This is a genomic window from Rhizobium tumorigenes (assembly GCF_003240565.2).
Lineage (GTDB): Bacteria > Pseudomonadota > Alphaproteobacteria > Rhizobiales > Rhizobiaceae > Rhizobium > Rhizobium tumorigenes.
The window spans coordinates 2,392,624-2,406,508 of the sequence record NZ_CP117255.1 but is presented as its reverse complement, the minus strand read 5'-3'; the positions used below and the strand labels follow the sequence as shown (position 1 = coordinate 2,406,508).

Sequence of the window (13,885 nt, the reverse complement as noted above, 5' to 3'; positions counted from 1 at the left end):
CGGCTTTGCTGACGGGGAAGTCTTCAGTCAGCGTCAGACCGTTGCGCTGGTTTGGTCGTCGATTTCGGCGCCGGGTGTGTTCTTCTTGATCGACTCGATAGCGTGCATGGCGGAGGCCTTTGCCTTGTAGCCTTCCGACGAGAACATCGATTCCCCGTTTGATGCCTTGAACCGGAAACGAAATTCGCCGGCTTTGTCCTTGTAGACTTCAAATTTGTACATGGTGCCCGTCTCCCTGTCTGGACGTTCCTCTTTCGGCTGCTTGCAGCACCTGCCAATGCCGCCTGAAAGATGGAAGTCTGTCAAGGTGGCGCGGGCGGCAAAATGCAAGCTCGGCGCGCGAGCCCTGGATCGGGAAAAGAGTTCAGGTTCCGCGCAGTCGCGGGAGGTGTCAGTTGACCATCGTCAGGCGCTGCTCGATGCCGGTGTCGAATTGCAGCCGGGCAAGCTTGGCGTAGATGCCGCCGTGCTGGACGAGGCTCTGGTGGGTGCCTTCCTCGACGATGCGGCCATGATCGAGCACGAGGATGCGGTCCGCTTTCAGGACGGTCGCCAGCCGGTGGGCGATGACGATGGTGGTGCGGGTTTCCATGAGGTCGTCGAGCGCTTTCTGGACGAGCATCTCGCTCTCGGCATCGAGCGCCGACGTTGCTTCGTCGAGCAGCAGGATGGGTGCGTTCTTGAGCACGGCGCGGGCAATCGCAATGCGCTGGCGCTGGCCGCCGGAGAGCGTGATGCCGCGCTCGCCGGTGGGCGTGTCATAGCCTTCGTCGAGGCGGCTGATGAATTCATCCGCCTGGGCCGCAATGGCGGCCGAGCGGACCTCCTCGCGCGTCGCTCCAGGGCGGCTGAAGGCGATGTTGTCATGGATAGAGGCCGCAAAGATCGTCACATCCTGGGGAACGATGGCGATCTGCGAGCGGAGTGTATCGAGCGATAGCTGGCGGGTATCGATACCGTCGACAGAGACGGTGCCGCTCTGCGGGTCGTAGAAGCGCAGGATCAGCGAGAATATGGTGCTCTTGCCGGCACCGGAGGGTCCGACGATGGCAACAGTCTCGCCCGGCCGGACCCCGAGGGACAGACCATGAAGGGCTGCCTTGCCGGGGCGCGACGGATAGGCGAAATTGATATCCAAAAATTCGACGCGGCCAACGCGGGGCGTCGGCAGGGGGAGGGGATATTCCGGCTCTGCGATGGCCGAGCGTTCCGCCAGCAGTTCTCCAATCCGGTCTGCGGCGCCGGCGGCCTGAGAAAGCTCACCCCAGACTTCTGAAAGGGCACCAAGCGATCCGGCTGATATGACGGAGTAAAGCAGGAACTGGCTGAGCGTTCCCGGCGACATGGTTCCTGACAGAACATTCTGGGCGCCGACCCAGAGGACGGCAACGACGCTGCCGAAGATCATGGTGATGGCAAATCCTGTCAGCAGGGCGCGGGATTTGACGGCCGAGCGAGCGGCCTCGTAGGCGTTCTCTACGGCGCCGCCATAGCGGGCGGCAGCGGCGTTCTCGCCGTTGAAGGCCTGGATGGTGCGGGTGGCGCCGATTGTCTCGTTGGCATAGGCAGAGGCGTCCGCCAACATGTCCTGCGCCGCGCGCGAACGCTTGCGGACGTTGCGGCCGAAGGCGACCAGTGGGAACACCACCAAGGGAATGGCGATCAGCACGATGCTTGACAGTTTCGGGCTGGTGAAGATCATCATGCCCATGGCACCGAAACAGAGGATGATGTTGCGGAGCGCGACCGACGCGGTGGCGCCGACGGCCGACTTGATCTGCGTGGTGTCGGCGGTCAGCCGCGACATGATCTCGCCGGACTGGTTGATATCGAAGAAGGACGGGGACAGGCGGGTCACATGGTCGAAGACTTCCCGGCGCAGGTCTGAGACGATGCGCTCGCCCAGCGTGATGACGAAATAGTAGCGCAGCGCGCTCGACATGGCGAGCACGACGGCCATCACCATCAGCATGACGAAGTAGCTGTTGATGAAGGTTCCGTCGCTCTGTGCAAACCCGTGGTCGATCAGCCGGCGGACGGCAAGCGGCAGGGCTAGCGACGTGATGGCTGCGAGCGCGAGGGCGATGACGGCGCCGGTAACCATGCGACGGTAGCGCCGCAGATAGGGCAGCAGGCGTCCGAGCGGTCGAATGGATTTGCGTGGCTTGGCGCCTGCCTCTCCCGTTTCTGACACGTCGTCTCCTATCCCTGGAAAGCCAGGCGCTGGGCCCTGATCGGCTCTTGTTATCTGCTTGGCCTTGCTGTATAGGCACCGCATCGTAATTGGAAGCCGTGGCCGCCATCTGCTGCGGCTTCATTTATTCAATCGGGTCGGTCGCTGCAATGGCATGCGACAAATGGACCCTGGCATGGCAGGAATATTGTTATGAAGGCAAACATCCATCCCGAATACCACACCATCAAGGTCGTCATGACCGATGGCACCGAATATGAAACCCGCTCCACCTGGGGTTCTGAAGGCGCCACGATGAACCTCGAAATCGACTCCAAGTCGCACCCGGCATGGACCGGCGGCAATCAGCAGATGATGGACCGCGGTGGCCGTATCTCGAAGTTCAACAAGCGTTTCGGCGGTCTCGGCGTCTAATACGTCGCTTTATCGTTTTGTTTCTGAAGAGCCCGGTGTTTGCCGGGCTTTTCTTTGTCCTGTCGAAAGGCAGCTGACAACAAAAAAACCGGCCGCGCGATCAGCGGGCCGGTTTTGCGTAAAGCGAAGTTCAAATGGATCAGTTCATGCCAAAAGCTGTCTGGAGGAGGCTGAGCTGCGCCTTTACACTATTCTGGTTGTCCGGAACGATGGTCTCCGAAGGACGATAGATCTCGCGATCTAGGATTGCCACCCGGTTCTGGAGGCGAAGCGAGCGCTCGACGAGGTCGCGGAAGGATTCCGGAAGATCGCCCCAGCCCGGCGCCGTCTTGTCGACGTTAAAGCCGTCCAGACGAACCTTGTTCTTTTCGGTCAGCACCTGGTCGCGCGACATCTCGCCGTTGTTGACAGCACGCTGCAGCAGGAGCCACGAGGCCATCTGCATGAGGCGTGTGGTGAGGCGCATCGATTCCGCTGCGTAAAGCACCGACGCCATGCGGGGGAGCACCTTGGAGGCAGCGCGACCGTTACCATCAAGGTAAGCAGCGGTCTCCTCGACGAGGGACATGCCCTCTGCATACAGCGCCTTGAATTGCGACGACGAAGCGGCACGACCTGCGAAGCTAACGGTGTTTAATCCCAGTTCAGACATCAGAGTAGTCCCTGTTGCAGACAGTCAGTTTTGCTTATGTAACGCCGGCAGGTCGCAAAAGGTTTCGATTAGGCGGCGCTTATTGACTTCAAGATGGTAGTTTTACCTCAAATCCGCAAGTCGATTCTTAATAGAAGGTTAATCTCCACAGTTTCCTTGGCCGGCACCGGCAGGCAAAGACAAAAAAAGAGCCGCAAAAAGCGGCTCTGAAGGTGAAACAGGGAGAAAAATCAGACCAATTCGCCAAATGGTGAAAAACTGTCTGAGTCCAGACAAAATCCGGATGTTCACAGTAATGAATGATAAAGCTTAATTTTTAGTTAATGACGCCCCAAAAATGTACTTGCGGCTATGCATAGTCGCGCGGCGGCGGGTGACTTTCAGGAACGGAAAAGGCTCTCGGCTGCTTTCCGACCGGAGGCCTTTTCGTTGCAGGCAAGCTCGAGACGCGCGATTTCCTCGTGAAGCAGAGAGATCCGTTCCTTCAATTCATCGACCGACAGCAGAGTGATATCGCTGCCGATGTCGTGAATACCCGGCTTTTTCGGCCGGTCGTCGTCAAACAGGCTCATCGCGGTTTCTCCTTCATCCGTATTTGACGGCAGGATCGTCCGTTTCTGTCGGCGTGTCCATGGGGTTGGCCATAGACATGCTTTCCGGCGTGATCATCTGCGTATTGGCAGACGGCATGTTCGTATAGGCATCGCGCTCTCCGGCTGGAATGGCCGCGCGCTGGCGGCTGCGGAAGATGGAATAGGCGCTGATCGCCAGATGGGCTATCGCGGTGATGAGGAACAGAGAGTAGGGGCCAACGGCAGACATGATGGGGCCGCTCATGGTCGGTCCGATGATGGTGCCTATTCCATAGAGCAGCAGCAGGCCGCCCGATACCTTCACGTATTCCTCCGGCGAGGCGAAGTCGTTCGCATGGGCGACGGTGATTGGATAGAGCGTGTTGGCCGCTGCGCCGTAGACGATGACCAGGCTGATCAGCAAATAGGGCGTGCTGGGCTGGAAGATAAACAACAGCAGCCCATCGACGGCAGCAATCGCGGCCATGATGGCCAGCACGTAACGGCGGTCGATGCGGTCGGAGAGCCGCCCCGCCGGCAGTTGCATCATCGCGCCGGCAAAAATGGTCGAACTCATCATGATGGCGATATTGCCTTCGGCAAGGCCAGCACGGGCGCCGAAGACAGCGCCGAGCGTGCCGTAGGCACCGTTGGCGATGCCGACCAGCAGGATGCCGATGCACGAGACGGGTGAGTTTCTGTAGATGGCGGGGAGGTCGAGCTTGATGGCCTTCAGGGGCTGCGGCGAGGCGGCGTTGGACAGCGTCGTCGGCAGCATGGCAACGCAGTAGCAGATGCCACAGACCATGAAGAGCATCGGCGTATGGATGTCGCCGAACGGGATCATCATCTGCCCGCCGACGGCGCCGATCAGGGTGATGCCGATGTAGAGCGAAAAGATCGCGCCGCGGCTTTCGTTGGTGGCGCGCTCGTTCAGCCAGCTCTCGATGATCATCGAAGTGCCGGCGGTGCAGAAGCCGGTGACGGCCCGCAACGCCACCCACCAGGCGGAATCGACGACCAGGCCGGTCAGCAGGGCGATGATGGCTATGACGGCGATAAAGCCGGAAAAGGCGCGGACATGGCCGACCCGGCGGACGAGCTTGGGCGCCGTCAGGCAGCCCAGCACGAAGCCTGTTGCCCATGTCGTTCCGAGCAGGCCGAGCGTCGTCGTTGCATAGCCCTCGGCGGTGCCGCGAACGGGTAGCAGCAGGCTGTGAAGGCCGTTGCCCATGAACAGGAACAGGGTTCCGAACAGGAGCGCGAGGACGGGCAGAATATTTCTTTTCATATCCTATTGTCCGCTGATCAGGCTTAAAAATCAGATAAGACGGCGGGGACAGGCATCGGTCGACCCGTCAGGCCAGTTTTTCGAGGAGAAAAATGTCCTGTCTGTGGCCGTGACCAGACAACAGAGAATTTTATGTCCAAACTCATAGGCTTGCTGCTGCTTCTGGCGATGGTAGTGCATCTGATCCGGCCCCTCGGCCTGCCGGGACTGCGGCGACGATCCGACTTCTGGAAGATCGCGATTTTAGCCTTCGCCATCTGGACGTTCGCGCTGGTGTTTCGCGAAGCCCTCTGACGCTGATGTAGCCATAGAAATGGCCCGGCTGTGGTCAGCCGGGCCATGGGGTCTACAAGCATTCGGTCAGGCAACCTTCGCAAGGCTTGCCGCGCCTGGAAAGTATCAGGCCTTGTTGACGCTGGCTGAATAGATCTCATCGATCGTTTCGGCCAGGTTGGCGTCGAATTCGGCGTCGCTCATCGTGACGCGCAGGTTTTCTGTCAGCGCGCGAGAGAAGCTGGCGATCATGCCATGGTTATGGCTGAGCTTCTCGCAGGCATCTGTGCGGCTGTAGCCACCGGAAAGGGCCACGACCCGGATGACCGACTTGTGGGAGATCAGCGGAGCATAGAAATCGGCGACCGTCGGGATCGTCAGCTTCAGCATCACGGTTTCGGATGCAGGCAGCAGATCGAGCTGCTTTGCGATCTCGTCGCGAAGAATGGCTTCGGCCTCTGCCTTCGTTGCGCTGTTGATGGAGACTTCAGGCTCAATGATCGGCATCAGTCCGTGGCTGATGATCTGGCGGGCAACCTCGAACTGCTGCTTGACGACGGCGGCAATGCCGGTCTTGTCTGCATTGCCGATCACCGAGCGCATCTTGGTGCCGAAAATTCCCTTTTCGCGGCCGCGCTTCAGGAGGGTGTCCAACTCCGGCATCGGCTTCATCAACTGGACGCCATTTTCTTCGGCAAGCAATCCCTTGTCGACCTTGAGGAGAGGCACGACGCCGCGCTTTTCCCAAAGAAATGAGGGAACTGGTTGGCCGTCGACGTCGCCGTCCATGGTCCGCTCGAAAAGGATGGCGGCGATAATCTTGTCACCGGTAAAGGCAGGCGCGCTCATGATGCGGACGCGCATGGCGTGCATCAGGCGATACATTTCATCGTCGCCCTGGTAGTCGGTCTCGGAAATGCCGTAGAGACGCAACGCACCCGGCGTCGAACCCCCGCTCTGGTCCAGCGCCGCGATGAATCCGGGTGCAGAGCTCATCTTGTCCAGCATCTTCGCGTCTACCATAGTTCACTCCCTATCCCTCGAAGCGGCGCTTTGCGCACGCACGGATGTTGTTTCATTTCACGACCGACCGGCAACGCCTCAATCGATCAAACTAACGGATCTGCATCTCCAAGACGTTCGGTCCTTTCATGCTCTCCCAACACTGCCGGACCTGCGATACCAGAAGAATTTTAAAAGGAAAATCCTAGGTTAAGCTACTGAAACGATTGAAATGAATTCAATCGTTTGTAATGTCTGCGGCTACACTAGCACCAACGAAAAGACCGCGAAAGCTTTCGCTTTCACGGTCATCAAAACTTCAACTGGGCGGCCGACCGCCATCATGCAACTCACGCCTTGGCTTGAGCTTCCAGCGCTGCAACGCCCGGCAGGACCTTGCCTTCCATCCATTCGAGGAAGGCGCCGCCAGCGGTAGAGACGTATGTAAAGTCATTCGAAACGCCTGCGTGGTTAAGCGCGGAGACCGTGTCGCCACCGCCGGCGACCGACGTCAGCTTGCCCGACCGGGTGCATTCGGCGGCAAACTTGGCAACTGCCACGGTTGCTGCGTCGAAAGGCGTGATTTCGAACGCGCCAAGCGGGCCGTTCCAGACCAGCGTTTCGGCGCGACCGACCCAGGCCTTGATCTGCTCGACCGTCTTCGGGCCGACATCGAGGACCATGGCGTCGGCTGGAATGCTGTCGATGGTGACGACTTCGTTCGCAGCGCCGGCCTTGAATTCGCGGGCAACCACGCCGTCTTCCGGCAGCACGATGGTGCAGCCGGACTGGGCTGCTTCAAGCATGATCTGGCGTGCCGTATCGGCAAGGTCGTGCTCGCAGAGCGACTTGCCGACTTCGGTGCCACGGGCGGCGATGAAGGTGTTGGCCATGCCGCCACCGATCACCAGTGCATCGACCTTCTTGACGAGGTTCATCAGCAGATCGATCTTGCTCGACACCTTGGCGCCACCGACGATGGCAACTACCGGGCGGACGGGATTGCCCAGGCCTTTTTCGAGGGCTTCAAGTTCAGCCTGCATTGTCCGCCCGGCATAGGCCGGCAGAAGCTTTGCCAGACCTTCGGTCGAGGCATGGGCGCGATGGGCAGCCGAGAAGGCGTCGTTGATGTAGATGTCGCCGTTGTCGGCCAACGACTGGGTGAAGGCAGGATCGTTCTTTTCCTCACCCTTGTGGAAACGTGTGTTTTCGAGAAGCAGGATATCGCCGTCCTTCATCTTGGCGATCGCTTCCGTGGCGGGCGCGCCGATGGCATCGGAGGCGAAAAGGATGTCGTGGCCGAGCACCGACTTGACCGAGGAGACGATCTGCGAGAGTGAAAATTCCGGTGTCGGGCCGTCCTTGGGGCGGCCGAAATGGGCCATCAGGATGACCTTGGCGCCCTTGGACGACAGTTCGAGAATGGTCGGCGCGACACGCTCGATGCGCGTTACGTCGCTGACTTTCCCGTCCTTCATCGGCACGTTGAGATCGACGCGCACGAGCACGCGCTTGCCGGCAATATCGTTGAGATCGTCGAGGGTCTTGAAGCTTGGCATGGCAAATATCCGGAATTGGTATGGTCGGAAGATGCGCGACCATACTACGGATGGTCCGAGACGCAAGGCGGTCAACCCTGGTTTTCGTCGCTATTCGAATCGTTTGAAATCGCTTTTGCGGCCCGCGCGCGGCGGCGTCTCAGGGCATCGCGAATGCGGTGGGCGATCTCGCGCATGTTGATGAACAGCGGCAGCGCATCAGTGGAATCGACCACTTCGAGAGACATGCCGACCGCCTTGATGTGATCGTTTTCGTCGAGGTCGCGGACGATCAATATCAGCGATCCAAGCCGCACCCGGTCGGCATAGTCCGCCTTGCCGCCCAGGCGCTGGCGCATCAGTTCGGCGATCGTCAGGGTCTTTTCGTGTTCGTTCAGAAGCCCCGGTCCATAGGCCGCATCGAGATCCGCTGCATGCCGCTGCGGTGAGATGGAGAAGGCGCCGAAGAACTCCGTATCTTCGGGATCTACCGGTGCACGGGTGGCGAAAAGCCGGTCGAGCAGCCGCGAAAAGCTTGGCGCGATGAACAGGTAGACCAGATCGTTTTCCCGCAGCCGTCCGGCATATTGATAGCGCATCGACTTGCCGTCGCGCACCACCAGCGATGGCATGGCCCAGCGCGGGATCCGCTCGCCCAGCAGCACAGGGCTGTCCTTGACGACGCGGTAGGAAAGAAGCTCGTGGTTGGCAGCGCCGGGTAGGTCGACTTCCACCTTGTCGACGGCACCGATACGCGGCGGAATGATCAGGCCGAGCTTTTTTGCCACCGGCTTGATTGTCCAGCCCTGCATCATCAGCGAGACGAGCACGATGATGAAGGCGACGTTAAAATAGGTCTGGCCGAAATCGAGATTGCCGAGGATGGGCATGATGGCAAGCAGGATGGAGACGGCGCCGCGCAGGCCGACCCAGGCGAGGAAGCCCGTCTCGCGCTGGGTATAGTCGAACGGCAGCAGACAGAGCCAGACGGCAACCGGACGTGCCACGAAGATCAGCACCAACGCCAGCAGCACGGCCGGGATGGCGATGGCTGGAAACTCCGACGGCGAGGCGAGGAGGCCGAGCACGAGGAACATGATGATCTGGGCAAGCCAGGTCATGCCGTCCTGGAAGCGCTTGATGGTGGCGGACGCTGGCATCTTGTGGTTGCCGGCGTAGATGCCCGCGACATAGACCGCAAGGAAGCCGCTGCCGCCGACGGCGCCGGTGAACGAGAACACCAGCAGCGCGAGTGCCAGCACGAAGATAGGTGTCAGGCCGCGGTCGGTTTCGAGCTTGCCCGCGACCAGCACGATCATCATGCCGCCGAGAAGGCCGAGAATGACGCCGAGGCCCATCTGCTGGACGAACATGGCGAGCATGGCGATGTTGACGCCGCCGACGCCTTCGCCGCTGCCGATTGCCTGCACCAGAGCAATGGTCAGGAAGATCGCCATCGGGTCGTTGGTGCCGGATTCGACCTCCAGCGTCGAGCGCACCTTGTCGCGGATGTTGATGCCGCCGATGCGCAGCAGGAAGAAGACGGCGGCAGCATCCGTCGAGGCGACGATCGAGCCGAGCAGCAGGCCTTCCATCCAGCTGAAACCGAGAAGCCAGGATGCGGCCAGCCCGAAAATGGACGCCGTAATGATGACGCCTAGCGAAGCGATCGTCAGAGCCGGGACGGCGGCGGCCTTGAAGGAGGATAGCGAGGTGCCGAAGCCGGAATCGAAAAGAATGACGGCCAGCGCGATCGAGCCAAGGATATAGGCGAGGTAATTGTTGCTGAAGGCTATGCCGAGCCCATCCTGGCCGGCCAGAAGGCCGATGACGAGAAACAGCAGCAGCAATGGCGCGCCGAAGCGGAAGGCGAGAAGGCTGGAAAAGGCGGCGATGAGGATCAGGACGGTGCAGACCAGGACGACGACATAAAATGCTTCCACGGACACTTCCCTTTTCTCGCATCCGGCCGATGCCGAACGCCCCACGTCAGCCCGTAGCCGCGACGCGAGCCCTCCCTGCGCTCCCGTCCCCGACGCCGAATCCCCCAGCGCGACCGATGACCGCTAAAGTGTAGGCGATCAGGATTCGCTCTCCAAGGCCTAATGAGCAATCTGGTCGAGAGCGGGGCGAAATGGTGAGTATCAAGTGTCCGCGCCGCCGATAATGGTTCTGGATTTGGTTATCGCCGAGTGTCAGTTTGCAATACCCCCTGTCAGCCTCGGCCTTCTGAGTTTCCTCCACCCGCAGAAGCCTCCCACTTCACTCGTCCCTGTGCTTGTCACAGGAATCCAGCAACCGCGCGTCTGCGCGGTGAAAGAACTCTTGCAGCCACATCGGAGCTTCCCGCAGCGCAGACGCGCTGCACTGGATTCCTGTGACAGTCACAGGAATGAGGGGTGGGCGATATGTTATTCTCTGCACGAGAAGGGGCGATGCGCGCATCTGCGCGTCGCAAACGCAAACGGCCCGGTTGCCCGGGCCGTTCGGAAATGTCGATATATTCGATACTCAGATGGTCTTGGCGAAGGCGACGGCGGTGTCGGACATGCGGCTGGAGAAGCCCCATTCGTTGTCGTACCAGGAGAGCACGCGGACGAAATTGCCTTCCAGGACCTTGGTCTGGTCGAAGGCGAAGATCGACGAGTGGCTGTCGTGGTTGAAGTCGCGCGAGACGAGCGGCTCGTCGGTGTAGCCGAGAATGCCCTTAAGCTTGCCGTCGGAGGCAGACTTGATCACCTGGTTGATCTCTTCAACCGTGGTGTTGCGCTTGGCGACGAACTTGAAGTCGACGACGGAAACGTTCGGCGTCGGAACGCGGATCGAAGTGCCGTCCAGCTTGCCCTTCAGTTCCGGCAGCACGAGACCGACGGCCTTGGCAGCGCCGGTCGATGTCGGGATCATGGAGAGGGCTGCGGCGCGGGCGCGGTACAGGTCCTTGTGCATCGTGTCCAGCGTCGGCTGGTCGCCGGTGTAGGAGTGGATGGTGGTCATGAAGCCATGGTCGATGCCGATGGCGTCGTTCAGGACCTTGACGACCGGCACCAGGCAGTTGGTGGTGCAAGAGGCGTTGGAGATGACCAGGTGTTCCTTGGTCAGCTGGTCGTCGTTGACGCCGAAGACGACGGTGAGGTCTGCACCGTCGGCAGGGGCCGAGACGATGACGCGCTTGGCGCCTGCGGCCAGGTGCAGGGCGGCCTTTTCACGCGACGTGAAGATGCCGGTGCATTCCATGGCGATGTCGACGCCGAGTTCGCCGTGGGGCAGTGCTGCCGGATCCTTGATCGCGGTGACTTTGATCGGCTTTCCGTTGCCGACGATGATCGTGTCGCCTTCGACCTTGACCGAAGCCGGGAACTTGCCGTGGATCGAGTCGTAGCGCAGCAGGTGAGCATTGGTTTCGACCGGGCCGAGGTCGTTGATGGCAACGACTTCGATGTCGGTGCGGCCGGATTCGACGATGGCGCGCAGGATGTTGCGGCCGATGCGGCCGAAGCCGTTGATGGCAACTTTTACAGTCATGGTGGACACTCCCAAATCGGACAGGACTTTTCTATGTGATGGTGCAGGGCGCCGAAGCGCCCTGAATTGGTCAGGAAAGCTTCGCTTCCGCAGCAGCGACGACGGCTTCCGTCGTGATGCCGAAGTGCTTGTAGACTTCCTTGGCCGGGCCGGAAGCGCCAAAGCCCTTCATGCCGATAAACGTGCCTTCCGGTCCGATGAAGGCATCCCAGCCTTCGCGGACGCCGGCTTCGACGGCGATCTTGACTGGCGAGCTGCCGAGGATTTCCGCCTTGTAGGCATCGGGCTGCTCGAAGAACAATTCCGTCGAGGGAACCGAGACGACGCGGACCGTGATGCCCTTGGCTTCAAGCGCTGTGCGGGCGGCAACGGCGATTTCAACTTCGGAGCCCGAAGCGAAGATCGTCACCTTGGCATCGGCAGAACCGGCCAGATTGTATGCACCAAGCTCGCAGAGGTTCTTCTCGCTGTATTCCAGACGGGCTGCGACCATGTTCTGGCGGGTGAGTGCCAGACCCGATGGGCGGTCCTTGGTCTTCAGCGCAATCTGCCAGCATTCGGCCGTTTCCGTGGCATCGGCAGGGCGGAACATCATCAGGTTCGGGATGGCGCGAAGCGAGGCCATCTGTTCGACGGGCTGGTGGGTCGGGCCGTCTTCGCCGACGCCGATCGAGTCATGGGTCAGAACGTGGATAACGCGGATACCCATCAGCGAAGCCAAGCGGATTGGCGGACGGCAATAGTCCGAGAAGATCATGAAGCCGCCGCCATAAGGGATCAGGCCACCGTGCAGCGCGATGCCGTTCATAGCCGATGCCATGCCGTGTTCGCGGATGCCCCAGTGCATGTAGCGGCCGGCGAAATCCGTTGGCGTGATCGACACCATCTGGCTGGTCTTGGTGTTGTTCGACGGCGTCAGGTCGGCTGAGCCGCCGAGCGTTTCAGGCAGGAAGCCGTTGATGACCTCAAGCACGTCTTCCGACGCCTTGCGAGTCGCGACGCTCGCCTTGGTCTCGGCCAGCTTCTTCTTGTAGTCGCTGATGGCGGCGTCGAAGCCAGCCGGCAGGTCGCCGGCGAAACGGCGGTTGAACTCGGCCTTCTTGGCTTCATCTGCTGCAGCGAGACGCGACTGCCAGTCCTTCATATCCGGAACGGCACGCTTGCCGGCTTCGCGCCAGGCGTCGAGAACGTCGGCCGGAATGACGAAGGGCTCGGCATCCCAATTGAGTGCCTTGCGGGTAGCCGCAATTTCCTCGGCACCGAGCGGCGAACCGTGGACCTTGTGGGTGCCCTGCTTGTGCGGAGCGCCGAAGCCGATGATCGTCTTGCAGGCGATCAGGGTCGGACGGTCCGACTTCTGGGCTGCCTCGATCGCGGCAGAGATCTGGTCCGGCTCATGGCCGTCGACTTCGATCGTGTTCCAGTGGACAGCCTTGAAGCGGGCAACCTGGTCGGTCGAGTCCGACAGCGAAACGGCGCCGTCGATGGTGATCGAGTTGTTGTCCCAGAACAGGATGAGCTTATTGAGCTTCAGGTGGCCGGCAAGCGCGATTGCCTCGTGGCTGATGCCTTCCATCAGGCAGCCGTCGCCGCACATCACGTAGGTGTGGTGATCCTGCAGTTCTGAGCCGAACTCGACGGCGAGCTTGCGTTCTGCAATCGCCATGCCGACGGCGTTGGCAATGCCCTGGCCGAGCGGACCCGTGGTCGTTTCGATGCCGGTGGCGTGACCGTATTCCGGATGGCCGGCAGTCTTGGAGCCGAGCTGGCGGAAATTCTTCAGATCCTCAACCGACATGTCTTCATAACCGGTCAGATACAGAAGCGAGTAAAGCAGCATCGAGCCGTGGCCGGCCGACAGCACGAAGCGGTCGCGGTTAGCCCAATGGGGCGATTTCGGATCGAATTTCAGGTATTTGGAGAAGAGTACGGTGGCGACGTCAGCCATGCCCATCGGCAGGCCGGGATGGCCGGAATTGGCCTTCTCAACGGCATCCATGGCAAGGAAACGGATCGCGTTTGCCATCCGGTCGTGTTTTTCGCGAGAGATCATGGTCGTTCCGCAAGGTTTGGGATGGTCTCGGTCTCGAGAGGATGGACCACCGGTTGGAAGGCACAGCGATGGAGGGATGCTTTGAACCCTGGATCACAGTCTGCCTCAGGCGGCTGAGACATAGCAGTTGGGGCGAGCAAGTCAATAAATCCGGCGGCCAAACCCGGCCTCCGTCGCAAATATTTAACATTTGCCTTTTGTCTTGTACAAAAGACGACATGAGCGTGATTGGCTGCCAGAATAGAGGAAAGTCGCATGTCATCCACAGTTTAGCGGCCTTGCCGCATGCAGGCCTTTATTGACGGCCAGTTGCCGAGTTGAATACTGTGACAGATCAGGGCAATGCGCCACCATGGCGATTCGGAGCATTGTGC

12 protein-coding genes are annotated in these 13,885 nt (G+C 60.4%); 2 read left to right on the top strand and 10 right to left on the bottom strand.

The window, feature by feature from the left end; genetic code table 11:
- Positions 1 to 33 precede the first annotated feature (33 nt).
- Together PR017_RS11790 and PR017_RS11785 are read right to left on the bottom strand one after the other, a co-directional pair.
- Positions 34 to 222: a YegP family protein gene (locus PR017_RS11790; RefSeq protein WP_111222382.1), complete on the bottom strand. Its 189-nt coding sequence runs from the start codon at positions 220 to 222 to the stop codon at positions 34 to 36.
- Positions 223 to 391: 169 nt separating this feature from the next.
- Positions 392 to 2,194: an ABC transporter transmembrane domain-containing protein gene (locus tag PR017_RS11785; RefSeq protein ID WP_240539147.1), complete on the bottom strand. Its 1,803-nt coding sequence runs from the start codon at positions 2,192 to 2,194 to the stop codon at positions 392 to 394.
- Positions 2,195 to 2,386: 192 nt separating this feature from the next.
- On the opposite strand from PR017_RS11785, the gene rpmE reads away from it, so the two are divergent.
- On the top strand, positions 2,387 to 2,608 hold the full coding sequence (gene rpmE / locus PR017_RS11780; protein ID WP_111222384.1) for a 50S ribosomal protein L31: 222 nt from the start codon (positions 2,387 to 2,389) through the stop codon (positions 2,606 to 2,608).
- A 139-nt stretch (positions 2,609 to 2,747) separates the two neighbouring features.
- Here the strand turns inward: rpmE and rcdA are convergent, their stop codons facing one another.
- The 3 genes from rcdA to PR017_RS11765 all read right to left on the bottom strand — a co-directional run bounded on the left by rcdA (position 2,748) and on the right by PR017_RS11765 (position 5,123).
- Positions 2,748 to 3,260, bottom strand: coding sequence for a protease adaptor protein RcdA (rcdA, locus tag PR017_RS11775; protein WP_111222385.1), 513 nt, complete (start codon positions 3,258 to 3,260; stop codon positions 2,748 to 2,750).
- A 380-nt stretch (positions 3,261 to 3,640) separates the two neighbouring features.
- On the bottom strand, positions 3,641 to 3,832 hold the full coding sequence (locus PR017_RS11770; protein WP_111222386.1) for a DUF1192 domain-containing protein: 192 nt from the start codon (positions 3,830 to 3,832) through the stop codon (positions 3,641 to 3,643).
- A gap of 13 nt (positions 3,833 to 3,845) precedes the next feature.
- Positions 3,846 to 5,123: an MFS transporter gene (locus tag PR017_RS11765; RefSeq protein WP_111222387.1), complete on the bottom strand. Its 1,278-nt coding sequence runs from the start codon at positions 5,121 to 5,123 to the stop codon at positions 3,846 to 3,848.
- Between the two features lie 132 nt (positions 5,124 to 5,255).
- Between PR017_RS11765 and PR017_RS11760 the strand changes: the two genes are divergently transcribed.
- Positions 5,256 to 5,417 (top strand): hypothetical protein, encoded by a 162-nt coding sequence (locus PR017_RS11760; protein ID WP_164498262.1) that lies wholly within the window; start codon positions 5,256 to 5,258, stop codon positions 5,415 to 5,417.
- A 105-nt stretch (positions 5,418 to 5,522) separates the two neighbouring features.
- Here the strand turns inward: PR017_RS11760 and PR017_RS11755 are convergent, their stop codons facing one another.
- The 5 genes from PR017_RS11755 to tkt form a co-directional block, all read right to left on the bottom strand.
- Positions 5,523 to 6,419 (bottom strand): fructose bisphosphate aldolase, encoded by an 897-nt coding sequence (locus tag PR017_RS11755; RefSeq protein ID WP_111222388.1) that lies wholly within the window; start codon positions 6,417 to 6,419, stop codon positions 5,523 to 5,525.
- Between the two features lie 329 nt (positions 6,420 to 6,748).
- A complete protein-coding gene (locus tag PR017_RS11750) occupies positions 6,749 to 7,957 on the bottom strand; it encodes a phosphoglycerate kinase (protein WP_111222389.1) in 1,209 nt (402 codons plus the stop codon).
- Positions 7,958 to 8,028: 71 nt separating this feature from the next.
- On the bottom strand, positions 8,029 to 9,879 hold the full coding sequence (locus PR017_RS11745) for a potassium/proton antiporter (RefSeq protein WP_111222390.1): 1,851 nt from the start codon (positions 9,877 to 9,879) through the stop codon (positions 8,029 to 8,031).
- A 568-nt stretch (positions 9,880 to 10,447) separates the two neighbouring features.
- Entirely contained in the window at positions 10,448 to 11,458 is a 1,011-nt protein-coding gene (gene gap, locus PR017_RS11740) for a type I glyceraldehyde-3-phosphate dehydrogenase (protein WP_111222391.1), read from the bottom strand.
- Between the two features lie 70 nt (positions 11,459 to 11,528).
- Entirely contained in the window at positions 11,529 to 13,511 is a 1,983-nt protein-coding gene (gene tkt / locus PR017_RS11735) for a transketolase (protein WP_111222392.1), read from the bottom strand.
- Positions 13,512 to 13,885 lie beyond the last annotated feature (374 nt).

Bases quoted from the DNA above. Each gene is read 5' to 3' on its own strand.
- PR017_RS11760 (WP_164498262.1), top strand. From the start codon at position 5,256: ATGTCCAAACTCATAGGCTTGCTGCTGCTTCTGGCGATGGTAGTGCAT.
- tkt (WP_111222392.1), bottom strand. From the start codon at position 13,511: ATGATCTCTCGCGAAAAACACGACCGGATGGCAAACGCGATCCGTTTC.
- rpmE (WP_111222384.1), top strand. From the start codon at position 2,387: ATGAAGGCAAACATCCATCCCGAATACCACACCATCAAGGTCGTCATG.
- PR017_RS11765 (WP_111222387.1), bottom strand. From the start codon at position 5,123: ATGAAAAGAAATATTCTGCCCGTCCTCGCGCTCCTGTTCGGAACCCTG.
- rcdA (WP_111222385.1), bottom strand. From the start codon at position 3,260: ATGTCTGAACTGGGATTAAACACCGTTAGCTTCGCAGGTCGTGCCGCT.
- PR017_RS11790 (WP_111222382.1), bottom strand. From the start codon at position 222: ATGTACAAATTTGAAGTCTACAAGGACAAAGCCGGCGAATTTCGTTTC.
- PR017_RS11750 (WP_111222389.1), bottom strand. From the start codon at position 7,957: ATGCCAAGCTTCAAGACCCTCGACGATCTCAACGATATTGCCGGCAAG.
- PR017_RS11770 (WP_111222386.1), bottom strand. From the start codon at position 3,832: ATGAGCCTGTTTGACGACGACCGGCCGAAAAAGCCGGGTATTCACGAC.
- gap (WP_111222391.1), bottom strand. From the start codon at position 11,458: ATGACTGTAAAAGTTGCCATCAACGGCTTCGGCCGCATCGGCCGCAAC.
- PR017_RS11755 (WP_111222388.1), bottom strand. From the start codon at position 6,419: ATGGTAGACGCGAAGATGCTGGACAAGATGAGCTCTGCACCCGGATTC.